Origin of the sequence: Leclercia sp. LSNIH1 (assembly GCF_002902985.1) — a bacterium.
GTDB lineage: Bacteria > Pseudomonadota > Gammaproteobacteria > Enterobacterales > Enterobacteriaceae > Enterobacter.
In genome coordinates this window covers 3,108,990-3,134,779 of sequence record NZ_CP026167.1, presented here as the reverse complement: position 1 = coordinate 3,134,779, position 25,790 = coordinate 3,108,990, and the positions used below count along the sequence as shown (strand labels likewise).

Genomic DNA, 25,790 nt, shown 5'->3' with positions numbered 1-25,790 from the left:
AAAGCATTTCGTACTCTGGAGCCTGCATGATACGTCTTGAAGATGTGACCTTGTTCGTCCGTTCCGCCGCGCTGGGCAGTTTTTCCAGCGCCGCGCGCGAAGCCGATATTCTCCCCGGCCAGGTCAGCGCGGCGGTCAATCGCCTTGAGCGGGATCTGAATAAACGGCTGTTTGCCCGCTCAACCCGCAGCCTGCGTCTCACCGCCGAAGGGGAAGCCTGGCTGCCCTATGCGCAGGAGATGCTGAATATTCTGCAAGCGGGCGCGGAGCGACTTCAGAGCGGAGAAAATGAAATCCAGGGTGAGCTAAAAATTTCCGTCCCCTCAGATCTCGGGCGCAACGTTTTACTGCCCGTAATCACTGCGTTCTGCGAGAAGCATCCCGGAGTATCGCTGCGTATCTTCATATCCGATAACGTCAGCGATGTGTTTCGCGATCCGGTGGACGTGGCTATCCGCTACGGCGTTCTGGAAAACAGCAGCTACGTTGCTTTGCCTCTGGCGGAAGATAACCGGCGTGTACTGGTCGCCTCTCCCGCCTATCTGAATAAGAAGGGCCGCCCACGACAGCTCGACGAGCTGGCTCTGCATCACTGTCTGCTTTATACGCTGAACGGTCATGTTTATGACAAATGGACCTTCCCGGAAAAGGGCGGCAGACGCCAGCTGACGGTGAGCAGCCGGATGCTGTGTGACGATGCGGATCTTGCCCGTCGCTGGGCCGTGGCGGGAATGGGTATTGCCTATAAATCATGGATCGATGTTAGCGCAGACGTGCTGGCAGGCCGGCTTGAGGTGTTGCTGCCGGAACAGCCTGGGGAGGGGGTGCCACTTAACCTTATCTGCCCTCACCGTAAACAGTTCTCGCCTGCGATACGCGAGCTACATGCGCAGCTGCGTGAAAAACTCAAAGCTGTCACGGCGCTGATGCACACTCATCCTGCTTTTTTGCCAGGTGCTCAGGATGCGCAACCCGCGGACAGCGCCTGATAAAAGGCCATTTCAGGGGAATGGCCTTACCGGGCTTATTTTGACAGCGTTGCGGTCATATCAACCTGATTGCCGCTAGCGCTTGCGGTGATTTTATATTCTGCCCCCGCCTGCTGTGCCTGGCGGGCAATGTGTGCTTCCGCATCATCCAGAAACACGCAGTCAACGTCTGTGTTCATCCTGGTTTCGTCCAGACTGACCGCAGATGCGTATTGGTCAAAGAAGTATCAGGAGACAATGATGCACCGGGTAGGCTTACTGATTTCCGATCATTTTCAGGTTCTGGGGTTGTCCACGCTGAGTATCTTTGAGTTTGCGAATCAGGTGGCTGGCGAACCTTTTTATGACTGTAACGTTTATTCAGAGCGCGGCGGTTCTGTGAAAACCTCTTACGGCTTCGGCGTTGACAGCCAGCCTGTTGCTGCAAATATGGAGATCGATACCTGGCTGGTGGCGGGCGTGTTGACGCCCCTGGAGCTGCCCGCATCGCAGGGCATTGTTGATTTTCTGCAGACGCACGCGCCCCAGGCGCGTCGGGTGGCAGGGATCTGTACCGGGGCATTCGTGCTGGGTCAGGCGGGCCTGTTATCTGACCGTCGCGCCACTACCCACTGGATGCATGCGCAGAGTCTCAAGTCCCTGCATCCCACTACCCGGGTAGAAGAAGATCGCATCTTTATTATTGACGACGCAATCTGGACATCAGCGGGGCTTACCGCCGGGCTGGATATGGCGCTGGGCATGGTTGAGAAAGATCTCGGTGCCGAAGTGGCCCGCTCCGTGGCCCATCTGCTGGTGATGCACCACCGTCGCTCCGGCGGGCAGACGCAGCACTCTGAGATGCTGATGCTCGCTCCCCGCAGCGACCGCCTGCAGTCAGCCCTGGAGTATGCGCGCAACAACCTCAGCAAACCCCTGACCATCGAGAGCATTGCGGATGCGGTCCACGTCAGCGCGCGGCAGCTCAGCCGCCTGTTCCGCACTGAAACGGGAAAATCGCCAGCCAAAGCGATTGAAGGACTGCGGCTGGAAAATGCCCGGCTGCTGATCGAGCAGAGCAAGCTGTCGATGGAGGTCATTGCCCGTGAATCCGGCTTCCGCGATCGCCGTCATATGCGCGAGGTCTTTATCCGGGGTTACGGCATTCCCCCCCAGTCGCTGCGCACCGGCAAAGCCTGACCCTCCTCTTTTTCTGGCTCCTCACCCTCCTGACTCATGATGACCGGCATCCGGCCATCATGATGTCCGAAATCACGACCTTTCTCGTCAGCCGCGCCGGCACCTGACTGCGTACTATGTATTCACCGACCCGATAACTGACAAGGTGAACAACATGACGCAGCATACCCACCTGGTCCGCGCCACCGCCACGCCGTGCTGTGACAATGACGGTCTGTCGGTTGACCCGCGCGATCCAACTATCGTCATGAGCGCACGGGAGAGGGTTGACGCGGTGCTCATCGGATTTGCTCGCGACCCACGTATTACCATTCCGTCCCTTAACGATTCTGCGAAGGAGTAAGACCATGAAACTGACCAATAACACCATCTTTATCACTGGCGGCACCTCTGGCATCGGCCGCGCAATGGCAGAAAAATTCCATCAGCTGGGTAACCAGGTGATCATTTCCGGGCGCCGGGAGGCGCTGCTGAAGGATGTCACCGCCGCCAGTCCGGGCATGGATTATGTGGTGCTGGATGTGACCCGCGCCGACAGCATTCAGGCCGCCGCAGAGCAGGTGCTGAAGCGCTATCCGGCCCTGAATGTGGTCATCAATAACGCCGGTATCATGCCGTTTGACAACGCGGCAGGCGAGCTGGATGACGCCCAGGCGGTTACGCTGCTGAACACCAATATTCTGGGGCCGGTGCGCGTCAGCGCGGCGTTTATTGAGCACCTCAAACAGCAGCCAGACGCCGTACTGATCAACAACAGCTCGGTGCTGGCCTTCCTGCCGCTGGCCACCAACGCGCTCTATTCGGCGACGAAAGCCGCGATTCACTCCTACACCCTTTCCCAGCGCTTCCTGCTGCGCGACACCAGCGTGCAGGTCATCGAAATTTCCCCGCCGTGGGTGGATACGGATCTGATTTACAAGAGCGGTGACCCGCGCGCCATGCCGCTGGAGGCGTTCATCAGCGAGACGTTTGACAAGCTCGGTACAGACACCATTGAAGCTATCGTCGATCGCGTGCTGCCTGTGCGCGATAACCCGGGGGCAAACGAGCATACCCTGGTAAACCAGTTCAACCAGTCGGTCGCGGATAACCCAATCCCTGTTCAGTAAGCTCTGCAGGGGCCTCGCGCCCCTGTTCTTTCCGGAGATGGATCATGAACGCTGTTATCACCGCTTCCCAGCGCCGTGCCCTGCGCGCGCTGAGCATCGCCTATTTTGTCCAGGCGACCGGTGCGCTCTCTGTCGCGGGTAGCCTGCCCGCTATTTCCGCCGCCTGGCAGCTGACCGATGCACAGAGCGCACGCTTGCTAAGTATTTTCGGCCTGACCTTTGCCCTGGCCGCCCCACTGGTTCAGGTGATGTTTGGTCACTGGCGCCGTCGCCAGCTGGTGCTCACGGGCATCGGGCTTTTTGGCTCTGGCGCCTTCGCGTTTGCGCTGTCACCCTCCTACGATGCGCTACTCGCCTCCCGCATACTGATGGGCGCAGGGGCAGGATTTATCGGCCCGGTGCTGGTTGCGCTGGGTTCAGAGCTGGTTCATGAAGAGCAACGCGGTCGCGCTATCGGCATGGTACTCCTGGGGGTATCGATGGCGAGCCTCGCCGGTATTCCCCTCGCCGCGTGGATTGCCAGCCTGTGGGGAGCAAAAGCGCTTTTTGCCCTGGTGGGCGGCGTAAGCCTTTTGAGCGGGCTGAACATCCTCCTGACGGTGCCGGATGAGCGCACAGGGTCGCACATCCGGCTCACTGAGATGGTCAGCGTCCTGTCACAAGGAAAATACCTGACGGCATTCCTGGTAGTGTTTTTCATTACCTCCGGCGTTTACAGCTTTTATTCGTTCATCGCCCCGCTCATACGCGATACCTACACCGGCGGGACACAGGCTCTCTCCGCGGCGCTTGCCGTACTGGGCATCGCTGGGGTGCTGGGCAACCTCTGGGTCACCCGAGCCGCCGCGCGCTTTACGTCTGAAAGGTTGCTGATGGCGGGCATGACGCTGCTGATCATCGACACCGCGCTGATTGCCCTGCTGCCGAAAATGTTGGGCGTGTTGCTGGTGATGCTCGTTGTCTGGGCCTTTGCCACCGATCTGCTCTGGCCCAGTCAGCAACGCAGGATCGTTGAACTGTCGTCTGTCCGGCACCGTGGTATCGCTCTGGCGCTGACCAGCGCCTTTATGTTCGGCGGCATCGGATTTGGCTCGGCGGTAGCCTCGTGGGTTTATCCCCTGGCGGGATTTTACGGGCTGGCCGGCATATCGGTGACCTTTATTTTGCTGGCGCTGATCAGTCTGCTGCTGTCAGAAAAGCTCAGAAAACCTGTGGTAATCGCTGAGCCCTGTAAAAATGAAGCCTGAGCGCTGTATCAGCGATGCTGAGATCCCTGCCAGATAATGGCGGGGATGATTCATCACCATAGTAAGCGATTACTGTCGTGACGACAGCGACGCACGTGGGGCAACCTCTGGTATTTCCCCACTTAAGCGGCGGCGGCCCCCAAAACCACATAAATATCATGCCATTGTAGAAACAATTTTTAACATTACCTGTTTACATTGAAATGATTATTCATATCATCTTGATAATCACTATCACCTCTGCGGTGATGTTTTTGCGCTACGGGGCGTCCATGCCTCCGGCTCGTTGAAAAATCAGGATGATCACAATAATGAAATCGCACAGTTATCGCGCGCTAAGCTCTTGTTTATTCATGACATTAGCCGCCAATGCCTCTGCCGAAGTACAAAAAGATGAGACGCTGGTGGTCGCTGCCAGCCGTACCAATCACAGCATCACCGACATGGCGCAGACCACCTGGGTTGTGGAACAGGCTGAAATTGAACAGCAGGTTCAGGGGGGTAAGGAGCTGAAAGAGGTGCTGGCGCAATTAATTCCCGGCATGGACGTTAGCAGCCAGGGGCGCACCAACTACGGGATGAATATGCGTGGTCGATCCATGATGGTGATGGTGGACGGCGTGCGTTTAAACTCCTCGCGCAGCGACAGCCGCCAGCTGGACTCAATCGATCCGTTTAATATTTCCCGCATTGAGGTCATCTCCGGCGCCACCTCCCTCTACGGCGGCGGCAGTACCGGCGGCTTAATCAATATCGTCACCAAAAAGGGCCAGCCGGAAACGGAAGTCGAGTTCCAGACCGGCCTGAAAACCGGCTTCAACAGCCATAACGATAATGACGAGAACGTCGCAGCGGCGGTGAGCGGTGGCAACGATAACGCTTCCGGGCGCCTGTCAGTGGCCTATCAGCGCTTTGGCGGCTGGTACGATGGCAATGGCGATGAGGTGATCATCGATAACACCCAGACCGGTTTGCAATACTCTGACCGTCTGGACGTGATGGGCACCGGCACGCTGAATATCGACGATCATCAGCAGTTGCAGCTCACCACGCAGTATTACAAAAGTGAATCTGACGGTAAGCACGGCCTTTATCTGGGCGAGAACTTCTCGGCAGTAACGGGCGCGGGCAACGCCTATAACAAAAACAATCTCGACTCCGACCGTATCCCCGGCACCGAACGTCACCTGATTAACCTGCAATATTCCAACACCGATTTCTGGGGCCAGGATCTGCTCGCCCAGATTTACTACCGCGATGAGAGCCTGACCTATTACCCCTTCCCTACGCTTTCCGGCGGTCGGGTCACCAGCATTGGCGCATCGCAGCAAAAAACCGATTTCTACGGCGGCAAGCTCACCATCAACAGCAAGCCGGTGGAGGCATTGACGCTGACATGGGGTGTGGATGCCGAGCATGAAACCTTCGACGCCAACCAGCAATTTTTCGACCTCAGCAAGGCGGCGGCCAGCGGGGGGATGAAGCTGGATAATGCCTATAACGTTGGACGCTATCCGGGCTACAGCATTACTAACCTCGCCCCGTTCCTGCAAAGTAGCTACGACTTCTCCGCGATCACCCTGAGCGGCGGCGTGCGCTATCAGTACACGGAAAACAAGGTCGATGATTTTATTGGCTATACGCAGCAGCAGGCCATTGCCACGGGCAGAGCGACCTCCGCAGACGCCGTGCCGGGCGGAAAGACGGATTACAACAACCTGCTGTTTAACGCCGGTATTCTGGGTCATCTGACCGAACGCCAGCAGCTGTGGTTTAACTTCTCCCAGGGCTTTGAGATCCCGGATCTGGCGAAATATTATGGCTCCGGCACCTATCAGCTGGTGAACGGCCATTATCGCCTGGTCAACAGCGTGAACGTGAACGACTCAAAACTCGACGGGATCAAAGTTGATGCCTACGAGCTGGGCTGGCGTTACACCGGGGATAACCTGCGCACGCAGATTGCCGGGTATTACTCTCTGTCTGACAAAACCATCAACATTAATAAAAGCGACATGACCATCAACGTTGAAGATGACGAACGTCGTATCTACGGTGTTGAAGGCCAAATCGACTATTTCTTCACTGACAGCGAGTGGAGCACCGGTACAAACTTCAACGTCATCAAATCGGAAACCCGCGTCGACGGAAAGTGGGAAAAGCTGACGGTAGACAGCGCCAGCCCGTCTAAAATGAGCGCATGGGTTACCTGGGCGCCGGGCGACTGGACGTTGCGTATGCAAAGCACCCAGACGTTCGACCTCTCTGATGAAGCCGGTAAGAAGATCGATGGCTATAACACCGTGGACTTCTTAGGCAGTTATCTTCTGCCGGTCGGTAAGCTGAGCTTCAGCGTCGAAAACCTGCTGGATGAAGACTACACCACCGCATGGGGCCAGCGCGCACCGGGTCTCTACAGCCCAACCTACGGTGCTGAAAACCTCTATACCTACAAAGGCCGCGGTCGTACCTTCGGCCTGAACTACTCGGTCTTATTCTGATCGTCTCCACTGCCGCCTGCAACGCGGGCGGCAGTTTTTAGCGCAACGGCCCATTTACGTTACACTCTGGATCCTGAGCAACCCACCCGCTACTGCTGAGAGGATCGTCTATGCCTGCACGGGATTTATCCAGAATGGGTGCCGCCAATGTGGCGCTAACGGTCAGTCATAGCGGTCAGGCCGTTATTGAAAAGTCTCCTGTTGGCGCGGTGGAGTTTGGTTTTTATCAGAACGCTGCGACGTCGCTTAACGAGGCGGGCATTGCGACTCCGGCGCTCTTTTCCGCCGATGCCACCCTGCGCAAATTATGCATGGAGTATATTCCTTACCCGGTTGAACAGTCTGATGTCGCCAGTGATGAGGTTCTCACGATGCTGGCACGTCTGCACCGTTATCCGGTGAATACCGCATGGCATTACCACCCGCACTCATGGTCAGAGAGGGCGCTCGAAAAAGCGCTCATCCTGCTGGCGTTACCTGAAAAAAGCGCACGGCAGCTTCAGCAATTTCAGCAGCGTAGTGATGTGCTGTTTAGCGGCCACCGTCTGATTTCAGGGGACAGCAATGCGGGTAACTGGGGAAGAAGAGAAAACGGTGAGGTCGTGCTGTTCGACTGGGAACGGTTTGGAAAAGGGAGTCCTGCTATCGACCTTGCCCCACTTATAAAGGGAATGGGGACGATGCGAGCGTATACGGACCTCGCTGAACGCTACTGCACGTTAACTTATCACCATAGTGTCAATGAATTAACGAGAGAAATTGCCATCGCTAAGGCATGGATTGTCACCGAAGTCATTGTGTTACTTTACGAGCGGCAAAAGAGCGCGTTCTCCTTGTATCAAACCTGGTATCAATCACACCTCCCTGACTGGTTAGAGGACACCGCACGACGATTATGAATACAGTCATACGGGCGACCTTGACAGGCATCATTACCCCGGTGAAAATGCTGTACATTAAAACAGTATTTATAAGGGGTATGTAATGTTCGTTGAACTGGTGTACGACAAACGAAATGTTGCCGGGCTTCCGGGCGCCAGAGAGATCATCCTGGCTGAACTGACGAAGCGAGTGCATCGGATCTTTCCGGATGCCGAGGTGAAGGTTAAGCCGATGCAGGCGAACGGCCTGAATAGCGATGCCAGTAAAAGCGATCGGGAAAAGCTGAACCGTATGCTTGAAGAGATGTTTGAAGAAGCCGATATGTGGCTGGTTGCGGATTAAGCTCAGAAAGCCGCGCATAATCATAGTAGGTGCCGCAGACCGCTTCGTACCAGAAGCCGTTACTGACCCCTTCATTATGACCTGCCGGGATAAACCTTTTAAGAGTGAGAACGTTTAAAGACGTTTTGGCCGTGTGGCGAAGTAGACAACCGCTGCGCCGATAGCGACGATGAGCGTATCTTCAATTATGCCGCTTCTGGTCTGCCCAATTTCTGCTATGGCTTTTTTGCGTGCCGCAAGTGTGGCATAGGCAAGTGGCACAGCGGCAGAGATAGCGATTGCTGCCCCGGTTTTTTCTTCTCCCTTGGGTGCCAATGCGGCGCCCGCAATTCCTGCACTGGCCACACGCGCTGACAAGCCTAAAAACACGGTGCGGTCTGGCGCAGACTTCATCTTGTCGCCAAATAGCTCACCTGCCCCCATCGCTAATGCGCCAAATTTGAATAACGGACGGTCCAGCAGCATGAGACTCCCCGGAGTGTCGCGTCTGGCAAGGCGTGCTGCTGCGAGGGCCGCCATCGGCGTCATAGAACGGCAGCTGGCGACAACACCAATTAGAGCGGAATATACAAATCTGATTATTTTCATAATTAATCTCCCGGATAAACAGAATTTTATTAATTATTAAGTGTTATTAGGGGGCAAGACAGTCACTCCCGGCCTGATTCACGCATGTGTATGGCCACGTTTTTTAAGCGCTTTCATCTGAGTAATCAGTTGCATCCTGCACTGCCCTAAGCCTGTCTTACTGTGTCGGCAGAATGAAAACGTTGACCAGGGTGCAGCTTCCTGTGCAATTTCAACTGCAATAGTCATTATAGATGAATAGCCTGATATAGCTGATGACCTGGAGATATCAGATCTGATTGAAGTCTGACTCGTGAAGGCTGCAACAGAAGCCCTGTGCCAGAGCATTATGCTCAGCATTGGCTCCATGCCCGGCATCGGATAACGGTACTGGGCCCACATAGAAAACGGCCAGCCTGTCGGCTGCTCCGCCAGCGCCACCGTGATAGTAATGAGATAAGCGCGGCCCTTGCCCGGCTAACAAAACGTCCGCTCAGATTTTCAGCGTATCGATCACCGCTCTCAGGGCCGGTGAGACGTTGCGGTGAGGATAATAGAGGAACAACCCGTCCATGCGCAGGCTGAAGCGCTGCAACACCCGGATTAGCGTCCCACGCTCCAGATCGTTCGCCACCAGCTCGACCGGCACATAAGCCAGCCCCAGGCCCAGCCGGGCGGCTTCGGCTTCCATATAGCTGTCAGAAAATGCCCACTGCCCCTCGGGGCGATGGGTGACGCTTTTACCGTCCTGAATGAGCTCCCACTGATAAAGGCCCCCATCGGCAAACTGATAGCCAATACAGGGGTGGGCAACTAAATCCGCAGGCGTCTGGGGAAAGCCGTAGCGGCGCAAATGTTCAGGTGTACCGACCACGGCCATCTCCATGTCAGGCGTAATGCGCACCGCGACCATCCCCTGACCCACCTCCGGCCCCAGTCTGACACCTGCGTCGAAGCGTTCGGTAATGATGTTCACAAACCGGCTCTCATTCATCAGCTCCAGCCGGATATCCGGGTAGCGCTGTTTAAATATCGCCAGCTTCGGCAACAGACATTTATCAATGGCATGCTGACTGGCGTTAATGCGCACCGTACCGGAAGGCGTTTCACGGTAGTGCGCCAGCGTGGCAAGCCCGCTATCCAGAGCATCGAAGGCGGATTCTGTCGCCTGATAAAGTTGCTCCCCCGCCTGGGTCAGGGATAGCCTGCGCGTGGTGCGCACCAGTAGCTGCACGCCCAGCCGCTCTTCCAGCTCGCGAACAGAACGGCTGATCCCCGACTGGGCCAACCCAAGCCGCCGGGCTGCGGCGGTAAAGCTCCCCTCCCGCGCCACCTGCATAAAGAGATAGAGCTCGTTGTAATTTTCCCGCTTCGCCATAACGCCACCAATTCATAACAATATGATATGAATCTTAGCATCCTTCCCCCTCTAATCATCACTATTACTGCTAACTATACTGGCCTCAACATCACAACACAGCCCGGTACCTCTTATGAAAACATTCACCCAAAAACTGACGGCAGCCATGCCTGCAATGCTGCTATGCGCCTCTTTAAGTGGAGTAACAACCATGAGTTATGCAGAGACAACCAATCCGAACGCCCCGGTGTCGATGGTCACCACATGGGACAAGACATTTGCTGAAAACAAAAAGGTCGATCACCGTAAAGTCACCTTCCAGACCCGCTACGGCATTACGCTCGTGGGCGATCTCTATCTGCCGAAAGACCGGGGCGATCGCAAGCTGGCGGCCATCGCGGTCAGCGGACCGTTCGGCGCAGTGAAAGAGCAGTCCAGCGGTCTCTATGCCCAGACCCTGGCGGAGAAGGGCTTTGTCACCCTGGCATTCGATCCCTCTTACACCGGTGAAAGCGGCGGGCAGCCGCGCAATGTCGCTTCTCCCGACATCAACACCGAAGATTTCAGTGCGGCGGTGGACTTCCTTGGACTACAAAAAGAGGTGGATCGCAACCGCATCGGTATCCTTGGCATCTGCGGCTGGGGCGGTATGGCGCTGAATGCGGCCTCGATGGATACCCGCGTGAAAGCGGTCGCCACCAGCGTGATGTACGACATGAGCCGGGCGATGGGCCACGGCGTGGGTGACGGTAAAGACCGCTACTCGGCAGCCGATCGCCATGCTGTGCTCGAGTATCTGAACGAGCAGCGCTGGAAAGATGCAGAGAGCGGCACCTTTGCCCATGCCGGACATGATATTTATGTCGAAAACGGCAAAGCGACCGCCGCTGAACGTATTCTGCCGGAAGCGTTACCTGCCGATCCGCATCCGGTACTGAAAGAGTTCTTTGATTACTACCGGGTGCCGCGTGGTTTACACGAGCGCGCCGTAAACTCCACCGGCGCATGGACCGCGACCATGCCGCTGTCGTTCATGAACATGCCGCTTTTGAGCTATGCCAAAGAGATCGCCATCCCGACGCTGATCGTCACCGGTGAAAAGGCGCACTCGCGCTACTTTGCTGAAGATGCCTACAAAGCTGTCGGCAGCAAGCAGAAAGAGCTGGTGGTTGTCCCGGGCGCTAACCATGTCGATCTCTACGACAACGTCGCCGGTAAGATCCCGTTTGCGCAGTTCGAGCAGTTCTTCAAAACCAGCCTGAAGTAATCCTCTCCGTCACCTGTCCCTGGCAGGTGGCGTTGTTTTCCCCCTTCGTGAAATCTGATTATGTCAACACTGAGCCAAACCACACAGAGTAACGAACGCGCGTACTGGGGCGCTATTTTTGCCATGACCCTGTGCGTATTTGTCCTGATTGCCTCGGAGTTTATGCCGGTCAGCCTGCTGACGCCCATTGCCCGCGATTTAGGGGTCACCGAGGGTCTGGCCGGCCAGGGGATTGCCATCTCCGGCGCGCTGGCGGTCCTGACCAGCCTGAGCCTGACCCATATTGCCGGGAATATGAACCGTAAAACGCTTCTGCTGGGTATGACGGCGCTGATGGCGGCGTCCGGGCTGCTTATTGCCTTTGCGTCCAGCTACCTGGTCTATATGGTCGGACGCGCCCTGATTGGGATCGCCATCGGTGGCTTCTGGTCCATGTCTGCCGCAACGGCCATCCGCCTGGTGCCGCAACATCAGGTCTCCCGTGCGCTGGCGATTTTCAACGGCGGTAATGCCCTGGCAACGGTGGTAGCCGCCCCGCTCGGCAGCTATCTCGGAGCCACCATCGGCTGGCGCGGAGCCTTTCTGTGCCTGGTTCCGGTGGCAATCATCGCGTTCATCTGGCAGTGCTTTAGCCTGCCGAAGATGGAGAATGACCGGGCGGCACAGGGTACGGTATTGCGCCTTTTCCGCCAGCCTGTGGTGCGCGTGGGCCTGTTAGACTGCGGTCTGTTCTTTATGGGACAGTTCGCGTTATTCACCTACGTGCGCCCATTCCTGGAAACCGTCACCCACGTCAGCGCCTCCGGCTTGTCGCTGATCCTGCTTACCATCGGTATCGCGGGATTTGTTGGCACGCTGATTATCGCCGCCTTTTTAAATGCGCGTTTTTATCAGGCGTTAATGGCGATTCCCCTGCTGATGGCCATCATTGCTGGAATGTTGATCCTGACCGGACACAGCGTCTGGATCGTCGCCCTGCTGTTGGGACTCTGGGGTCTGCTGGCAACCGCAGCACCCACGGGATGGTGGACGTGGCTCGCCCGTACTCTGCCCGAGGATGCAGAGGCCGGTGGCGGACTGATGGTGGCGGTGATTCAGCTCTCTATCGCCCTGGGTTCCACGGCGGGCGGCATGGTGTTCGATAACCTTGGCTGGCAAAGCACCTTTGGCGTGAGTGCTATTTTGCTGCTGAGCGCGGGGGCGCTGACATTTTTGACGGCATCTAAAAACCAGTAGAATCAAGAAAATACCCCGGAGCACGCGCCGGGGCAGGAGGATCAGAGAGAAAGCTCAGAATCTTTAATATTGGCAATGGGGCCCAGGATTGAGCTGTCAAATTCGCGTAAGGTTCGGCCTGCGGCAACACGCTCAGGCCAGTCGTGATTTGCCAGCGCGCCGCGCCCAAGTGCAATGAAATCGGCTCCCTTCTCCATGACCTGTATTGCCCGCGCCTCATCGTGGAGACTGCCATTAGCCATAATCGTCAGCTGTGGCGCATATTTACGGGCCAGTTCGACAAGTGAGAGCGGGTTATCAGCAAATGCTGGCTGCCAGGCTTCATACTCCGTCAGGTGCAGATAATCGATACCGGATTGCGCAAGCAGCGAAAATACCACCCGGGCATCGTCTTCCCCATTAGCCCATTTATGGAAGAAGTCGTTCACTTTCCCCTGCGAGATACGGATCCCTACCGGAATATCATGACCTACTCGCTGTCTGACAGACTGAATGACGTCAAGGCTGAGTTGAAGGCGGCCAGCGATGTCCCCGCCCCAGCGGTCAGATCGCGGGTTGGTGTAATCCGTGAAGAACTGATCGAGAAGATAGCCATTGGCACCATGGATCTCCACACCATCAAAGCCAGCGTCGAAAACGGCAGCCGCAGCCGCATCGGCAAAGCTTGTGATAATCTTCTGGATCTCCTCTTCACTGAGTTCACGTGGTACAGGATACTCACCTTTTCCACGATAAAATGACATCTGTTGGCCCACTGGACGAACGGCGCCTGGTGCCACTGTTCCCGTCCTGAAATAGTTCCCCTGCGACAATGCGCCAGCGTGCTGGATTTGGGCAAAAATGTGGCCGTTATGCTTGTGGACTGCGTCGGTGACGTTGCGCCATCCCGCAATCTGTTCCGGGCTGGTTAAGCCAGCCTGAAAAGCATAGGTCTGTGACCATTCCTTATCAATGTAAATACCTTCTGATATCACCAGGCCGAATCCACCCCGGGCGAAGTCTTCGTAGTAAATCGTCATACGATCGCTGGCGATGCCCTCCACTGAGGCGGTGACACGGGTCATGGGCGCCACCACCAGACGGTTTTTTAAGACAACCTTTCCAATATGCCCCAGGGTAAAAAGGGATGATTTGTTCATACGTTACTCCTGATTAATTAAATCGTAAACGCACTATAATCATTGTTTAATCAGGCTTAAATGGGGCAAAATGATAAGGCTGTATAACGTTTATCGTTATAATCACGATGGCCGTTAGATAACTTTTGCGCTGATTCTGATACCGGAGCCGCTATGAATTTGCAGGATGTTTCACTCTTTCTCGTTATCACCGAAACGCGCAGTCTGACGCAGGCAGCGAAACGACAGGGTCTTTCCGCCATGGCCGTTTCAAGACGCCTCGCCTCCCTTGAACACGAGCTGGGAACGCGCCTTTTACAGAGAACGACGCGCTCTGTCTCTTTAACTCAGGAAGGAATGGAATTTCTGCCTTACGCACGGGCGCTTATTGATGCAGAGGCAGGTGCCCGTGCGCTATTCTCTCCCTCAACCCAGGGCGCGTCCGGATTACTGAGGATCACTGCCCCATCAGGCTTTGGAAGACGAAATATTTTGCCTCTGGTTTCTGAACTGTTAGCGGACAATTCAAAGCTGAATATTGACCTTCAACTCAGCGAGAATGTAGTTGATATTGTTGGGAAAGGATTCGATGTCGCCATCCGCATCGCGCCATTAAAAGACTCCACGCTCATTGCCCGCAAAATTACTGATAATCCGCGGATCGTCTGCGCTTCACCCGATTACCTGAAGGCGAATGGCGTACCTCATTTTGTTGAAGATTTACTGCAGCACAGTTGCCTCAGACTCAGCAGCGTGCCTCAATGGCTGTTTGAACGTGATGGTGACGTTATCAGGATCGGTGTTGATGGGCGTTTCAGCTCCGATAACGTCGAAGGAATAAGAGAACTCTGTTCTCACGGACTGGGCATTGCGCAGCTTACCCGCTGGGATGTCATGAAAGAGCTCCACGAAGGCACGCTTGTTGAGATTAATTTTTCTGATGTCAGGCCGCAGGCGTTATCGGTCTGGGCCGTACTGCCAACAACACGTTATCTTCCTCTGCGGGTCAGTATGTTTATCGATAAATTGAAGTCATCGCTGATCTCAACCGCTACGGGCTGAAATATGTCACGACAGATCTCTCTTTTTTAGTCCGGAGATGGACCCCGCTCAATGCCATATTGCCTTGATTGACGTCCTGACGGGTATGTAAGGCGTTGTTCCGACCGCCGGGCTGATGGCGAAACAAGCCCGTCTCCAGGGGCTGGTGGTCGGCAGCAATCGTATGCGGCAGGACGTTGTCAGAGCGCAGAATCAGACCGGGATCAGCCCCGCCATTTCCGACAGGTTTGAAGGGCTGGCCTCTGTCAGCGAAGCATTCAGCCTCCTTGCGGGCGGAAAGCACTTCGGGAAAATCACAGTTGAATGGTAAGCCATGGATTGCGGCACCTGCATTAATATCGGCTGTACCATGAGCGAATCGCTGAACGATCTGTTTGCTCTGGTGAAATAGGCGCTATATCTCAGACAGGCTGACCTGACGTGGTTGCGTCAGCCTGCTTTATACGCCACCCACTCTTGCCAGACATTTTCTGGGTCAATATCGCGGTAGCCGCGCTCTCTGATCATATCGTTGGCCGCCTCGTCCGGCAGCCGGATGGCCGTAGCATCATCGCGGATTGCCTCTACCTCTTCCTGTGTTAACGCCCGCCCCAGCTCCTGCTCTTTATCAATCAGGACGACGATTAAGGCGGGCACAAAAACAATCTGCATATTTATAATCCCTTAATATGTTTGCCTGCCACTTTATCACTGGCTGTTAAGGTATAGCGCCTGAATCGTGAATTTCATCAGGACGGCAGCTTATGACGCTATAAATCCGGCAAGCCGCTCTGGCAGATGTGGTGCTACTCAGTGCGCTGGGATGCAGTACCTATCGTGCTCACTTTACTCATGTGGGTGTCAGAGGAATAATTGAATGCCTTTTTAAATGAAACAGGCATGCCCGGCATGCCATCTCTCTCTATCTACCTGAAGTGGACATTATTCATTTACGCTGACGTTCAGCCTTTTAGCTTCCATCGTTATTAACTTTTGGGCAACCGTCATATCGCCGCCGTGAACACGATCTATCAGGTTCTGGATGAGCGTAACCATCAAAAAACTTTTGTTAGCAGGAGAGAAATCAGTCATATCGATCCCGCTCTCCTGGAGTTCATGGTGTGCTGCCCTCTCTGTTTCTTCAACAATTTCAGCAGCTTTCTCGTTCATCCGATCAATGTGTGCAAAGACAATACGATTGATCATTTCTATCTGTTCTGGCGTGAAATTTTTTTCCATTATTGTCCCTCGAGAAGGTTAGAAACTCTAAAAATCGGTCATATTGCAACAAATATAATAAATGAATACAGCACCACTTAAATAGTAAGACATTCTTAAGTTTAAAACGGTCAGAGCCTGCTTACGCATCTGTTGCAGTTCATACTTCATGCAACCCCTGACGCCGCGCAGGTTTACCGCCGTGACGCGGTCGAAATCCTCTGCTGTTGCGTCCGCGATCTCTGCCAGCACATTCTGGATCCCGGCGTTGTGGAAGGCGATAACGAGGCGGCCAAAGGTGAGTCGGAGACCCTTTTAATCCTCGCTTCACTGGCGCTGGATATTCAACCTGAACGGGCCGAAGTAGAATTATATCTGTTACGGTACATGGCAGAGCAACGGAGAGATCTTCACACGCAAAAAACAGCAGCATTGGTCTGGCTCAATCTATCTATGCGCCAACCGTTAACTTCCGCAAAAAGGCACATGACGTCTTCAGCTAAACGTCATGCGCCACCTGTGAAGACATCATCCATATTATAAGCTGAAGATCATCCCTGATATTTAACTGCTGCCCTCATTCGATTATTGCGTTGCGGCGGCTCACCCTTGCCAGCGTGACTGCCGGATAATATTGCAGAAGTTAAAAGGAGAGAAACCGGGTTCCTTATCCTTAATAACGTCAGCCTTTACGTTACCGAATGTCGTTTGCGGCTTGTGTTTTATACCGTCATAGAATGCCTGAATAATATCCTCTTTAAATGTTGGCGTACGGGGATACTGCTGCGTAACCGCTTTAATATCTGCTTCTGCGAATTTTTCATAATCGATTCCCAGCACATCCATTTCCACGCCTGCGGTAACCAGGGCTATTTCTGGTGCCATAAACTCAGGTATGCCTGGTGTGGTATGGAGTGCAATGGCTGTCCATACCTTATCAATGTCGGCAGGAGCGATACCATATCCCTCCAGAAAGGTACGTGCCGCATTGGCGCCATCTACTTCAAAACGTTTGTCACAGCTGCAATGCTCATGGGTGAGTCCAATGTCATGAAACATACAGCCAATGTACAGCAGCTCACTGTCTACTTTCAGGCCTCTTTCCTGCCCTGCCAGGGCCGCCCAGTAATAAACCCGGCTTGAATGATTAAACAGCAGCTCTGTTTCGGTGTCCCTGATAAATTCCGTGGCTTCTCTGGCCATACGGCTGTCCGGAACGCTGATACCTTTAATTGCAGAACGCATGAATAACTCCTTAGATGGCTATGGTGTGCCTCTAAATTAGGGTTTATCATTCATGTCTGCCACCGTACTTTTACGACGAATAAGGACATCTGGATTTATTCAGACGCCGGGAGGAGAAAATGAGTCATACCATAGCCATACTGGCGGTGCCGGGCGTGCAGTTGCTTGATGTAGGCGGGCCTATAGATGTTTTTGCTGAGGCTAACAGAATCCTGGGACGTCAATTTTATCGTCTGTATGTCGTTTCCGTCAGTGGCTCTGCTGTGCAGGCCTCGTCCGGCGTCAGGCTGGCGGCAGATTTTTCACTCGCGGATATTTCAGAACTCGTTCCTGATACGTTTCTCATTGCGGGCGCACCAGGTATGTCTGGTTATACGCCAGAGAGCAATGTCCTGGCGGGTATTACCGCCTTATGCGAAAAAAGTGAGCGGTTTGGATCCGTATGTACTGGCGCGCTGCTGCTGGCGCTTACCGGAAAACTCAGCGGTAAGCAGGTCACCACCCACTGGAATTGTGCGGAACTGCTTTCTATCAGACATCCTGAAATAGTCGTGGAAAGCGATGCGCTGTTTATCGCCGATGGCAGGGTGCGTACTGCCGCCGGTGTGACATCCGGCCTCGATCTGGCATTGAGGTTGGTGGAAGAAGATCTGGGGCGGGAAATTGCGGCCGAGGTTGCGGATCAGTTAGTGATGTTCTTTCGTCGGCCTGTTAATCAGTCTCACTTTGTCAGACGAAGCCAACTTTCCCTGAACGGGCGCTCAGCGCTCCAGGATCTTCAGCGTTGGGCAATTCAGAATATTAAAGAGATTGGCTCGGTTGCCATGTTGGCGCAACACATCAACCTTAGTGAGAGGCACCTTACGCGTATTTTTCGCCAGGAGATCGGTTTGACCCCGGCTCAATGGCTGGAGCGTGAGCGCGTGTCAAAAGCGCGCTTGCTGATTGAAAAAGAGAAGCTGCCCGCGAAAAAAATAGCCGCAGAATGCGGTTTCTCAGGTCCGGATGTCATGCGGCGTGTGTTCAGTCGACTCACAGGCATGACGCCTGCCGCCTATCGGAAGATGGTAGGCCAACAGGAAGACTTCCCCACCCAAGTTTGCCCTAAACTCACTGAATAACGGCTCTGTTGTTGTTAACTCACCCGACAAAGGACACCTGCACCATGCTAAAAATCCTCGGCAAAACCACCTCCATTAACGTGCGCAAAGTGCTCTGGACCTGTGAAGAAGTGGGTCTGGACTATCTGCAGGAAGATTACGGCAGCGGCTTTGCCTCTACAGAAACCGATGCCTTTCGCGCGCTGAACCCGAATGCGATGGTGCCGGTGCTGATCGACAATGATTTCGTGATCTGGGAATCCAACGCCATTTGCCGCTATCTGGTTCGCAAAACCGGGCGGGACGACCTTCTCCCGACAGATCCACAAGCCTGCGCCAACGTCGAACGCTGGATGGACTGGCAGGCGACGGAATTTAATAACGCCTGGCGCTATGTCTTTCCGGCCCTGGGGCGTAAAAACCCGGACTTTAACGATCCGGCGCGAATTGCAGCCGGGATTAAGGAGTGGAACCACCATATCGCGATCCTTGAGCAGCAGCTGCAACGCACCGGGGCATGGGTGGCGGGCGACACTTTTACCCTGGCCGATGTGGTGCTGGGGCTGTCGGTGAACCGCTGGAAGATGACCCCTTTTGAGCATCCACCGGTGCCCGCTATCGAGGCCTGGTTTGAACGCTTAAATCTGCGCCCGGCGTTTTTGCGCCACGGAAATAATGGCATGCTTTGAGCATAATGCGCCGAGGTAAATAAACACTTTGTTATCAAGGTTATTTTATTTAATTACTTAATTCTCGCCCACCTCCGGTGCCTTAATAATTAAGTACTATCCTGGACAATCCATGACCAGGCTTTGCTAGCCTGATTATTCAGGCAAAGCTCAAACCGGAGGTATTCTTTGCTGATTAAACTTAAGAAAGAACGAACCCATCAGGAGGATCGTCGTCTTGCCCTCTGGCTGGCGACCTCCGCAGGATTGCTGAATGCCATTGCGCTGGGTGCTTTTGGCTTCTTTCCTTCCCATATGACAGGCAATACCTCACAATTTTCCAGCGAAGTTTCCTCAACGGATCTGAACGATATTATTTTCTTCGCCACCATTATTCTGTCTTTTGTGACCGGGGCAATTATTGCGCGGATCATTGTTTTATGGGGCATCATGCACAATGTGCGGCTCATTTTTTGTCAGGTTTTGTTGATTGAAGGGTTATTACTGGCCGGCGTCTCTCTGCATGAAATCTATTTTCATACCTTCACGACTAACAGGGAAATTATTGTTTTTCTCTGCGGGCTGATGGGGATCCATAATTCCACCTCCACCCAACTTTCCGGTGGACGGGTACGCTCCACCCATATTACTGGCACGTTAACCGACGCAGGCATTTCGCTGGCCTCTGTGGTGGTGGCGATGCTACGCCGGGATTACTCCAAAGATACCGCCGCACAAACCAGCCAGCTTACAACCCACCTCACCACCCTTTTCTCGTTTATCACGGGAGGGATTGCCGGGCTGGTCCTGTTCAGGTGGTTTGGGTTTAATGCGATGCTGGCCCTGGGCTTAATGCTGGTTTTCGTCGCCACCTTCTCTATCATTAGCACCTCGCTGCGGGTGCGAAAGGTTCGCGCTGCACTCAGCAAATAACAATCTCTACTTCTTCATTAAGTGACGGTGTCACTTAATGAAATTATCTTTAAGACTATTCTGCCTGCCGGTATCCAGCCCTTACCCCGTAAGGCTTAACCTCATATTTCCGCAGTATTCATAAGGTTAGGAATAATACCGCTTCGCTGGAACCCTTCCCAAACCCTTGCTATAGCTCAAATACCCCTGCCAAAACATGGCATAACAACAGGCAATCGATGGTTGCTATAACGAACGCATGCGCACAGGGAGACACACCGCAATGCATACTTTATTAAAACGCTCGCTGCTTTTTGTCGGCGCCATTATTGTGGTCGTCGCCCTCCTCGTCTGGGGAATTGGGCTGGAGACGATCAAAGCGCGCCAGGTTGACCTGGTTTATCTCGGGCGACAGCATCTGATTTTAGTCTTCTCATCCATGTTCTTCGCCCTGCTGGTCGGTATCCCCAGCGGTATCTTGCTGAGCCGTCCGGCCGCACGAGGTATCGCCGAATACGTTATGCAGATTTTTAACGTCGGCAACACCCTGCCACCGCTCGCAGTTCTGGCCCTGGCGATGGTGGTGATTGGCATCGGCGATACGCCCGCCATTATCGCCCTGTTCCTCGCCTCGCTGCTGCCGATAGTGCGTAACACCTACGCTGGTCTGTGCTCGGTTCCGGCATCGTTACTGGAAGCGGCAAACGGCATCGGGATGACCAAATGGCAGCGTCTGCGCCAGGTGGAGCTGCCTAACGCCTGGCCGGTAATGCTCTCCGGTATTCGTATTGCCACCGCCATTAACGTCGGTACCGCACCGCTGGCCTTCCTGATTGGCGCCAGCAGCTACGGCGAGCTGATTTTCCCCGGCATCTACCTGAATGATTTCCCGACGCTGATCATGGGCGCGGCGGCCACCGCCCTGTTCGCCCTGATTCTGGATACGTTGCTGGCGGCGCTGGGCCGTCTGATGAGCCCGCATCTCGCGCGATAACAATAATAAGGAGCTTCTATGAGACTATTTACCGGCCTGGCGGCGCTCTGTACCGCCGCGCTCTTTACCAGCCAGGCGCTCGCGGCGCCGTTGATCCTGGCGACCAAGAGTTTTACCGAACAGCATATTCTCTCGGCGATGACCGTGCAGTATCTGCAAAAGAAAGGGTTTGAAGTTAAGCCTCAGACCAACATTGCCACCGTCATTTCCCGTAATGCGATGATCAATAAGCAGATCGATATGACCTGGGAGTATACCGGCACCTCGCTGATCATCTTTAACCACATCAACAAACGCATGTCGCCAGAGGAGTCTTACGAGACGGTGAAACGCCTGGATGCGAAGCACGGCCTGGTGTGGCTCAAACCTGCTGACATGAACAACACCTACGCCTTTGCCATGCAGCGTAAGCGCGCCGAGGCAGAAAATATCAACACCATGTCTGAGCTGGTGGCGAAGATTGAGCAGGTGCGCAAAACCGATCCGGATAACAACTGGATGCTGGGTCTGGATCTGGAGTTTTCCGGGCGCAGCGATGGCATGAAGCCGCTGCAGGCGGCCTACAACATGGAGCTCGATCGCCCGCAAATTCGCCAGATGGACCCAGGTCTGGTCTATAACGCGGTGCGCGACGGCTTTGTCGATGCCGGGCTGGTTTACACCACCGACGGACGCGTTAAAGGCTTCGATCTGAAGGTGCTGGAAGATGACAAAGGTTTCTTCCCGAGCTACGCGGTGACCCCGGTAGTGCGCAAGGATACGCTGGAAGCCAACCCGGGGCTGGAAGAGGCGCTGAACACTCTCTCTGCCCAGCTCAATAACGACATCATCACCGAGCTGAACAAGAAGGTGGATATCGATCATCAGTCACCGCAGCAGGTCGCCCGTGATTTCCTGCGTAGTAAGCAGCTGCTGTAAGGAGGCGCTATGGATACCGTTCACTACATTCTTGATAACTGGGGTTACATCATGACCCTGACCTTCCAGCACCTGTGGCTGGTGGCGCTGGCGGTGGGCTTAGCCATTATTATCGGCGTGCCGCTGGGCATTCTGATCGTGCGTCACAAATGGCTGGCGACGCCGGTGCTGGGGATTGCCACCATCGTGCTGACCATCCCGTCCATTGCTCTGTTCGGCCTGATGATCCCCCTCTTTTCCATGATCGGTCAGGGTATTGGCGCCCTGCCCGCCATTACCGCCGTGTTTCTCTACTCGCTGCTGCCGATTGTGCGTAACACCCATACGGCGCTGGACAGCCTGCCGCCCGGCCTGCGCGAAGCGGGTCGCGGCATCGGCATGACCTTCTGGCAACGCCTGCGCTGGGTAGAAATTCCGATGGCGCTGCCGGTGATTTTCGGCGGCATCCGTACCGCGGTCGTAATGAATATCGGCGTGATGGCCATTGCCGCCGTCATCGGCGCGGGCGGGCTTGGCCTGTTGCTGCTAAACGGCATTGGCGGGAGTGATATTCGTATGCTGATTGCCGGCGCGCTGATGATTTGTCTTTTAGCGATTGTGCTCGACTGGTTACTGCACCGTCTGCAGATCGTTCTGACTCCAAAGGGGATTCGATAATGATAAAACTGGAAAACCTCACCAAACAATTTTCACAGAAGCACGGCCAGACATTTAAGGCCGTAGATAACGTCAACCTGAACGTGCCCGAAGGGGAGATGTGCGTCCTGCTCGGCCCATCCGGCTGCGGCAAAACCACCACCCTGAAGATGATTAACCGGCTGATTACTCCGAGCAGCGGCACCATCCAGATAAACGGCCAGGACACCAGCGAGATGGATACCGTGACCCTGCGCCGCAACATCGGCTACGTGATCCAGCAGATTGGTCTCTTCCCGAACATGACCATCGAAGAGAACATCACCGTCGTACCGCGCATGCTGGGCTGGGATAAAGCCCGCTGTAAAACCCGCGCCGAAGAGCTGATGGATATGGTAGCGATGGATCCGCATAAGTTCCTCAACCGCTATCCGCGGGAGATGTCCGGTGGTCAGCAGCAGCGTATCGGCGTGATTCGCGCCCTGGCGGCGGATCCTCCGGTACTGCTGATGGATGAACCTTTCGGTGCGGTGGACCCGATTAACCGCGAGGTGATCCAGAACCAGTTCCTCGAGATGCAGCGCAAGCTGAAAAAAACGGTGATGCTGGTGAGCCACGACATCGACGAGGCGCTGAAGCTGGGGGATCGTATCGCCGTCTTCCGCCAGGGGCGCATTGTCCAGTGCGCCAGCCCGGACGAACTGCTGGCGAAACCGGCCAATGAATTTGTCGGCTCGTTCGTTGGCCAGGACCGCACCCTGAAGCGTCTGCTGCTGGTCTCCGCGGGCGATGTCACGGATCAACAGCCAACTCTGACCGTGCGCCCGGTCACGCCGCTGCCGGAAGCCTTCGCCATCATGGACGACAACGACATTCGCGCCGTCACCGTGGTGGATGAAAACGGCAAACCGCTGGGCTTTGTGAAGCGCCGGGAAGCGCGCAATGCCACCGGCACCTGCGCCGATCTGCTCCACCCGTTCCGCATGACCGGCAAAGCGGAGGACAACCTGCGTGTGGTGCTGTCACGGCTGTATGAGAGCAACACCAGCTGGATGCCGATTGTTGATGAAGAGGGGCGCTATAACGGCGAAATTTCTCAGGACTATATTGCGGAATACTTAAGCTCCGGCCGCACGCGCCGGGCACTGAATATTCACAGCGACAGTTGATATTGTAAGCCGGGCCTTGCCCGGCTCTTCGCATTGCTAACCCCGCGTATTCCCGTCAAAATATTGTATCTTCCTCATATACGCGTAACCCATGCATCGACTCCATGCTTACCCTGACATCCGCGCGATGTTTCGCCGGTTGCTGATCGCCAGCGTGATTGGCGTGCTGGCGGCCCTGGCCGTGGCCCTGTTCCGCCATGCTCTCTATTTACTGGAGTGGCTGTTTCTGAGTAACGAAAGCGGCAGTCTGGTGAATGCCGCCAGCGCCCTGTCGCCCTGGCGACGCGCACTGACCCCTGCCCTCGGCGGGCTGGCTGCCGGGCTGCTGCTGTGGGGATGGCAAAAAAAGACCGCGCAGCGGCCCCATGCGCCCACCGACTATATGGAGGCGCTGGAAACGGGTGACGGACAGTTTGACTACGCCGCCAGCCTGGTCAAATCCCTGGCGTCGCTGCTGGTCGTCGCCAGCGGCAGCGCCATTGGCCGGGAAGGGGCAATGATCCTGCTGGCCGCCCTCGCCGCCTCCTTTTTTGCCCAGCGCTTTACCCCCAAAACGGAATGGAAACTGTGGATTGCCTGCGGTGCCGCCGCCGGGATGGCCAGCGCCTACCATGCCCCGTTAGCCGGAAGCCTGTTTATTGCTGAGATCCTGTTTGGCACCCTGATGCTGGCCTCGCTCGGCCCGGTGGTGATTGCCGCCGTGGTCGCCCTGCTCACTACACGCCTACTCAGCCCCGGCGCGAATACGCTCTATGAGGTACACCTCAGCGACACCCTCACCGGAATGGATTACTCACTGATCGTGGGAATGGGCCTGCTGGCTGGCATCTGCGGCCCGGCGCTAATGTGGCTCATGGCCTTCAGCCATTCCCTGTTTCTCCGCCTTAAGCTCTCTCCGCCCTGGCAGCTTTCGCTGGGTGGTCTCATCGTCGGCCTGCTGTCGCTGCTGACCCCTAAGGTCTGGGGAAATGGCTACAGCGTGGTGCAGGGGTTCCTGCTGGCGCCGCCGCTGCTGTCGGTCATTGTGGGGATATTTATCTGCAAGTTGCTGGCAGTGCTTGCCAGCAGCGGCTCTGGCGCACCAGGTGGGGTTTTCACCCCAACGCTGTTTGTCGGCATGGCGACCGGTATGCTGTTTGCCCAGTTGTTTATGCTGTGGTTGCCCGGTGATGAGACCGCGATTTTACTGGGGCTGGCAGGAATGGCGACGCTGCTCGCCGCCACGACGCACGCGCCAATCATGTCGGCGCTGATGGTTTGTGAAATGACCGGGCAGTACGTTCTGCTGCCCGGTTTGCTGATCGCCTGTGTGGTGGCGTCGGTTTTATCGCGAACGTTACGCCACGACTCGATCTACGGCCATCACCCCGCCGAAGGCAGAGAGGTCGATATAGTGCGCTAAGTCGCGCTGCTCGGCGCGCGGCAGGTACGGCAGTTCACCCACCAGTGGCGCCGGCAGCTTTTTGCTTAACACATCGATAATTTCGGCGTAGTGCGCCAGGCCCGGATTGATGCGGTTCGCCACCCACCCCACCAGCGGCAGGCCATCATTGGCGATGGCCTGGGCGGTCAGCAGGGCGTGGTTGATACAGCCCTCCTGAATGCCGACCACCAACAGCACCGGTAATTGCTCTTGTACCACCCATTCGGACAGCGGACGCAGATCGTTCATCAGGCTGCGCCATCCGCCGGTCCCTTCAACGACCACGTGATCCACTTGCTCGCCCAGGCTGGCAAGCCCGTTCGATAACAGGGTGTAATTCACCAGCCCACTGTGCGCCACGCTGCTCTCATCTTCGCTAAGCGCAATGGGGTTAATGGCATGATAAGGCAGTTCTAAAGAGGAGACACTTTGTAGCACCAGCGCATCTTTATTGCGCAATCCCTCTGGCGTCTCTTTACTCCCTTTGGCTACCGGCTTGTACCCTGCAACACGCTTTCCGCTGGCCATCATGGCTTGCAGCAAGGCGCGGGACACCACCGTCTTGCCGACAGAGGTATCAGTACCCGTTACAAAGAAACGCTTAAGCATCACTGACTCCACCGTTATGCTCTGAAAATATAAATGAAGGAAATAATTCAGTGGAGGAAG

Annotated in this window: 30 protein-coding genes; 21 read left to right on the top strand and 9 right to left on the bottom strand. The window is 55.3% G+C overall.

Annotated elements, in window-relative coordinates; all coding sequences use genetic code 11:
- Positions 1–26 precede the first annotated feature (26 nt).
- Positions 27–989, top strand: coding sequence for a LysR family transcriptional regulator (locus tag C2U54_RS15605; protein ID WP_103179464.1), 963 nt, complete (start codon positions 27–29; stop codon positions 987–989).
- Positions 990–1,024: 35 nt separating this feature from the next.
- Here C2U54_RS15605 and C2U54_RS27260 read toward each other — a convergent pair whose 3' ends face one another.
- The gene (locus tag C2U54_RS27260) at positions 1,025–1,168 is read right to left on the bottom strand and encodes a DUF1471 domain-containing protein (RefSeq protein ID WP_139156337.1); all 144 of its coding nucleotides are present in this window, start codon (positions 1,166–1,168) and stop codon (positions 1,025–1,027) included.
- A gap of 61 nt (positions 1,169–1,229) precedes the next feature.
- Here C2U54_RS27260 and C2U54_RS15600 point away from each other — a divergent pair, with 61 nt between their 5' ends.
- The 7 genes from C2U54_RS15600 to C2U54_RS15570 all read left to right on the top strand — a co-directional run bounded on the left by C2U54_RS15600 (position 1,230) and on the right by C2U54_RS15570 (position 8,249).
- Complete coding sequence (locus tag C2U54_RS15600) at positions 1,230–2,168, top strand: GlxA family transcriptional regulator (protein ID WP_103179463.1); 939 nt, start codon at positions 1,230–1,232, stop codon at positions 2,166–2,168.
- Positions 2,169–2,322: 154 nt separating this feature from the next.
- Positions 2,323–2,511, top strand: a complete 189-nt coding sequence (locus C2U54_RS15595) for a hypothetical protein (protein ID WP_103179462.1) — start codon at positions 2,323–2,325, stop codon at positions 2,509–2,511.
- 4 nt (positions 2,512–2,515) lie between these two features.
- Complete coding sequence (locus C2U54_RS15590; RefSeq protein ID WP_103179461.1) at positions 2,516–3,277, top strand: SDR family oxidoreductase; 762 nt, start codon at positions 2,516–2,518, stop codon at positions 3,275–3,277.
- A gap of 44 nt (positions 3,278–3,321) precedes the next feature.
- Positions 3,322–4,524, top strand: coding sequence for an MFS transporter (locus C2U54_RS15585; protein ID WP_103179460.1), 1,203 nt, complete (start codon positions 3,322–3,324; stop codon positions 4,522–4,524).
- A 311-nt stretch (positions 4,525–4,835) separates the two neighbouring features.
- Positions 4,836–7,025 carry a TonB-dependent siderophore receptor gene (locus C2U54_RS15580; protein WP_103179459.1) on the top strand — a complete coding sequence of 730 codons (2,190 nt, stop codon included), beginning with the start codon at positions 4,836–4,838 and terminating at the stop codon, positions 7,023–7,025.
- 110 nt (positions 7,026–7,135) lie between these two features.
- Positions 7,136–7,924, top strand: a complete 789-nt coding sequence (locus tag C2U54_RS15575; protein WP_103179458.1) for a phosphotransferase family protein — start codon at positions 7,136–7,138, stop codon at positions 7,922–7,924.
- Positions 7,925–8,009: 85 nt separating this feature from the next.
- A complete protein-coding gene (locus tag C2U54_RS15570; protein ID WP_103179457.1) occupies positions 8,010–8,249 on the top strand; it encodes a DinI family protein in 240 nt (79 codons plus the stop codon).
- 114 nt (positions 8,250–8,363) lie between these two features.
- On the opposite strand, the gene C2U54_RS15565 is transcribed toward C2U54_RS15570, so the two are convergent.
- Positions 8,364–8,837, bottom strand: coding sequence for a hypothetical protein (locus tag C2U54_RS15565; protein WP_103179456.1), 474 nt, complete (start codon positions 8,835–8,837; stop codon positions 8,364–8,366).
- 472 nt (positions 8,838–9,309) lie between these two features.
- Positions 9,310–10,194, bottom strand: coding sequence for a LysR family transcriptional regulator (locus tag C2U54_RS15560; RefSeq protein WP_103179455.1), 885 nt, complete (start codon positions 10,192–10,194; stop codon positions 9,310–9,312).
- A gap of 115 nt (positions 10,195–10,309) precedes the next feature.
- Between C2U54_RS15560 and C2U54_RS15555 the strand changes: the two genes are divergently transcribed.
- Together C2U54_RS15555 and C2U54_RS15550 are read left to right on the top strand one after the other, a co-directional pair.
- Positions 10,310–11,443 (top strand): alpha/beta hydrolase, encoded by a 1,134-nt coding sequence (locus C2U54_RS15555; RefSeq protein WP_103179454.1) that lies wholly within the window; start codon positions 10,310–10,312, stop codon positions 11,441–11,443.
- A 60-nt stretch (positions 11,444–11,503) separates the two neighbouring features.
- The gene (locus tag C2U54_RS15550) at positions 11,504–12,679 is read left to right on the top strand and encodes an MFS transporter (RefSeq protein WP_103179453.1); all 1,176 of its coding nucleotides are present in this window, start codon (positions 11,504–11,506) and stop codon (positions 12,677–12,679) included.
- Between the two features lie 41 nt (positions 12,680–12,720).
- Here the strand turns inward: C2U54_RS15550 and C2U54_RS15545 are convergent, their stop codons facing one another.
- Positions 12,721–13,818, bottom strand: a complete 1,098-nt coding sequence (locus C2U54_RS15545) for an NADH:flavin oxidoreductase (protein ID WP_103179452.1) — start codon at positions 13,816–13,818, stop codon at positions 12,721–12,723.
- A gap of 153 nt (positions 13,819–13,971) precedes the next feature.
- On the opposite strand from C2U54_RS15545, the gene C2U54_RS15540 reads away from it, so the two are divergent.
- Together C2U54_RS15540 and C2U54_RS15535 are read left to right on the top strand one after the other, a co-directional pair.
- Positions 13,972–14,859, top strand: a complete 888-nt coding sequence (locus C2U54_RS15540; protein ID WP_103179451.1) for a LysR family transcriptional regulator — start codon at positions 13,972–13,974, stop codon at positions 14,857–14,859.
- A 115-nt stretch (positions 14,860–14,974) separates the two neighbouring features.
- Complete coding sequence (locus C2U54_RS15535) at positions 14,975–15,169, top strand: hypothetical protein (RefSeq protein WP_103179450.1); 195 nt, start codon at positions 14,975–14,977, stop codon at positions 15,167–15,169.
- A gap of 119 nt (positions 15,170–15,288) precedes the next feature.
- Here the strand turns inward: C2U54_RS15535 and C2U54_RS15530 are convergent, their stop codons facing one another.
- From C2U54_RS15530 to C2U54_RS15520, 3 genes are all read right to left on the bottom strand, one after another.
- Positions 15,289–15,510 carry a hypothetical protein gene (locus C2U54_RS15530; protein WP_103179449.1) on the bottom strand — a complete coding sequence of 74 codons (222 nt, stop codon included), beginning with the start codon at positions 15,508–15,510 and terminating at the stop codon, positions 15,289–15,291.
- 270 nt (positions 15,511–15,780) lie between these two features.
- On the bottom strand, positions 15,781–16,077 hold the full coding sequence (locus C2U54_RS15525) for a nitroreductase (RefSeq protein WP_103179448.1): 297 nt from the start codon (positions 16,075–16,077) through the stop codon (positions 15,781–15,783).
- A 27-nt stretch (positions 16,078–16,104) separates the two neighbouring features.
- A complete protein-coding gene (locus tag C2U54_RS15520; RefSeq protein ID WP_231736617.1) occupies positions 16,105–16,308 on the bottom strand; it encodes a hypothetical protein in 204 nt (67 codons plus the stop codon).
- 18 nt (positions 16,309–16,326) lie between these two features.
- On the opposite strand from C2U54_RS15520, the gene C2U54_RS27255 reads away from it, so the two are divergent.
- Positions 16,327–16,599 (top strand): hypothetical protein, encoded by a 273-nt coding sequence (locus C2U54_RS27255; protein WP_139156336.1) that lies wholly within the window; start codon positions 16,327–16,329, stop codon positions 16,597–16,599.
- 60 nt (positions 16,600–16,659) lie between these two features.
- On the opposite strand, the gene C2U54_RS15515 is transcribed toward C2U54_RS27255, so the two are convergent.
- The gene (locus C2U54_RS15515; protein ID WP_103179446.1) at positions 16,660–17,301 is read right to left on the bottom strand and encodes an HD domain-containing protein; all 642 of its coding nucleotides are present in this window, start codon (positions 17,299–17,301) and stop codon (positions 16,660–16,662) included.
- Between the two features lie 119 nt (positions 17,302–17,420).
- On the opposite strand from C2U54_RS15515, the gene C2U54_RS15510 reads away from it, so the two are divergent.
- From C2U54_RS15510 to clcB, 8 genes are all read left to right on the top strand, one after another.
- Positions 17,421–18,422: a GlxA family transcriptional regulator gene (locus C2U54_RS15510; RefSeq protein ID WP_103179445.1), complete on the top strand. Its 1,002-nt coding sequence runs from the start codon at positions 17,421–17,423 to the stop codon at positions 18,420–18,422.
- A 44-nt stretch (positions 18,423–18,466) separates the two neighbouring features.
- Positions 18,467–19,090, top strand: a complete 624-nt coding sequence (locus C2U54_RS15505; protein ID WP_103179444.1) for a glutathione S-transferase family protein — start codon at positions 18,467–18,469, stop codon at positions 19,088–19,090.
- Between the two features lie 168 nt (positions 19,091–19,258).
- Entirely contained in the window at positions 19,259–20,002 is a 744-nt protein-coding gene (locus C2U54_RS15500) for a YoaK family protein (protein ID WP_103179443.1), read from the top strand.
- A 262-nt stretch (positions 20,003–20,264) separates the two neighbouring features.
- A complete protein-coding gene (gene osmY, locus C2U54_RS15495) occupies positions 20,265–20,975 on the top strand; it encodes an osmoprotectant ABC transporter permease OsmY (RefSeq protein WP_103179442.1) in 711 nt (236 codons plus the stop codon).
- An 18-nt stretch (positions 20,976–20,993) separates the two neighbouring features.
- Entirely contained in the window at positions 20,994–21,893 is a 900-nt protein-coding gene (gene osmX / locus C2U54_RS15490; RefSeq protein WP_103179441.1) for an osmoprotectant ABC transporter substrate-binding protein OsmX, read from the top strand.
- A gap of 9 nt (positions 21,894–21,902) precedes the next feature.
- Complete coding sequence (osmW, locus tag C2U54_RS15485; protein ID WP_103179440.1) at positions 21,903–22,550, top strand: osmoprotectant ABC transporter permease OsmW; 648 nt, start codon at positions 21,903–21,905, stop codon at positions 22,548–22,550.
- Entirely contained in the window at positions 22,550–23,698 is a 1,149-nt protein-coding gene (osmV, locus tag C2U54_RS15480; protein WP_103179439.1) for an osmoprotectant ABC transporter ATP-binding protein OsmV, read from the top strand. The genes osmW and osmV overlap by 1 nt, the downstream gene beginning before the upstream one ends.
- A 91-nt stretch (positions 23,699–23,789) precedes the next feature.
- On the top strand, positions 23,790–25,100 hold the full coding sequence (gene clcB / locus C2U54_RS15475; RefSeq protein WP_103179438.1) for a voltage-gated ClC-type chloride channel ClcB: 1,311 nt from the start codon (positions 23,790–23,792) through the stop codon (positions 25,098–25,100).
- On the opposite strand, the gene bioD is transcribed toward clcB, so the two are convergent.
- On the bottom strand, positions 25,035–25,730 hold the full coding sequence (gene bioD, locus C2U54_RS15470) for a dethiobiotin synthase (protein WP_103179437.1): 696 nt from the start codon (positions 25,728–25,730) through the stop codon (positions 25,035–25,037). The two genes, clcB and bioD, sit on opposite strands and share 66 nt — an antisense overlap.
- Positions 25,731–25,790: the final 60 nt, after the last annotated feature.

Excerpts from the sequence above, each read along its gene's own strand:
- C2U54_RS15590 (WP_103179461.1), top strand. The coding sequence starts at position 2,516 with ATGAAACTGACCAATAACACCATCTTTATCACTGGCGGCACCTCTGGC.
- C2U54_RS27260 (WP_139156337.1), bottom strand. The coding sequence starts at position 1,168 with ATGAACACAGACGTTGACTGCGTGTTTCTGGATGATGCGGAAGCACAC.
- osmX (WP_103179441.1), top strand. The coding sequence starts at position 20,994 with ATGAGACTATTTACCGGCCTGGCGGCGCTCTGTACCGCCGCGCTCTTT.
- C2U54_RS15510 (WP_103179445.1), top strand. The coding sequence starts at position 17,421 with ATGAGTCATACCATAGCCATACTGGCGGTGCCGGGCGTGCAGTTGCTT.
- C2U54_RS15570 (WP_103179457.1), top strand. The coding sequence starts at position 8,010 with ATGTTCGTTGAACTGGTGTACGACAAACGAAATGTTGCCGGGCTTCCG.
- C2U54_RS15540 (WP_103179451.1), top strand. The coding sequence starts at position 13,972 with ATGAATTTGCAGGATGTTTCACTCTTTCTCGTTATCACCGAAACGCGC.
- C2U54_RS15545 (WP_103179452.1), bottom strand. The coding sequence starts at position 13,818 with ATGAACAAATCATCCCTTTTTACCCTGGGGCATATTGGAAAGGTTGTC.
- C2U54_RS15585 (WP_103179460.1), top strand. The coding sequence starts at position 3,322 with ATGAACGCTGTTATCACCGCTTCCCAGCGCCGTGCCCTGCGCGCGCTG.
- C2U54_RS15605 (WP_103179464.1), top strand. The coding sequence starts at position 27 with ATGATACGTCTTGAAGATGTGACCTTGTTCGTCCGTTCCGCCGCGCTG.
- osmY (WP_103179442.1), top strand. The coding sequence starts at position 20,265 with ATGCATACTTTATTAAAACGCTCGCTGCTTTTTGTCGGCGCCATTATT.
- C2U54_RS15525 (WP_103179448.1), bottom strand. The coding sequence starts at position 16,077 with ATGGAAAAAAATTTCACGCCAGAACAGATAGAAATGATCAATCGTATT.
- C2U54_RS15560 (WP_103179455.1), bottom strand. The coding sequence starts at position 10,194 with ATGGCGAAGCGGGAAAATTACAACGAGCTCTATCTCTTTATGCAGGTG.
- C2U54_RS15595 (WP_103179462.1), top strand. The coding sequence starts at position 2,323 with ATGACGCAGCATACCCACCTGGTCCGCGCCACCGCCACGCCGTGCTGT.
- osmW (WP_103179440.1), top strand. The coding sequence starts at position 21,903 with ATGGATACCGTTCACTACATTCTTGATAACTGGGGTTACATCATGACC.
- C2U54_RS15530 (WP_103179449.1), bottom strand. The coding sequence starts at position 15,510 with ATGCAGATTGTTTTTGTGCCCGCCTTAATCGTCGTCCTGATTGATAAA.
- osmV (WP_103179439.1), top strand. The coding sequence starts at position 22,550 with ATGATAAAACTGGAAAACCTCACCAAACAATTTTCACAGAAGCACGGC.
- C2U54_RS15565 (WP_103179456.1), bottom strand. The coding sequence starts at position 8,837 with ATGAAAATAATCAGATTTGTATATTCCGCTCTAATTGGTGTTGTCGCC.
- C2U54_RS15550 (WP_103179453.1), top strand. The coding sequence starts at position 11,504 with ATGTCAACACTGAGCCAAACCACACAGAGTAACGAACGCGCGTACTGG.
- C2U54_RS15515 (WP_103179446.1), bottom strand. The coding sequence starts at position 17,301 with ATGCGTTCTGCAATTAAAGGTATCAGCGTTCCGGACAGCCGTATGGCC.
- C2U54_RS15535 (WP_103179450.1), top strand. The coding sequence starts at position 14,975 with ATGGCGAAACAAGCCCGTCTCCAGGGGCTGGTGGTCGGCAGCAATCGT.
- C2U54_RS15580 (WP_103179459.1), top strand. The coding sequence starts at position 4,836 with ATGAAATCGCACAGTTATCGCGCGCTAAGCTCTTGTTTATTCATGACA.
- C2U54_RS15505 (WP_103179444.1), top strand. The coding sequence starts at position 18,467 with ATGCTAAAAATCCTCGGCAAAACCACCTCCATTAACGTGCGCAAAGTG.
- bioD (WP_103179437.1), bottom strand. The coding sequence starts at position 25,730 with ATGCTTAAGCGTTTCTTTGTAACGGGTACTGATACCTCTGTCGGCAAG.
- C2U54_RS15575 (WP_103179458.1), top strand. The coding sequence starts at position 7,136 with ATGCCTGCACGGGATTTATCCAGAATGGGTGCCGCCAATGTGGCGCTA.
- clcB (WP_103179438.1), top strand. The coding sequence starts at position 23,790 with ATGCATCGACTCCATGCTTACCCTGACATCCGCGCGATGTTTCGCCGG.
- C2U54_RS15600 (WP_103179463.1), top strand. The coding sequence starts at position 1,230 with ATGCACCGGGTAGGCTTACTGATTTCCGATCATTTTCAGGTTCTGGGG.
- C2U54_RS15555 (WP_103179454.1), top strand. The coding sequence starts at position 10,310 with ATGAAAACATTCACCCAAAAACTGACGGCAGCCATGCCTGCAATGCTG.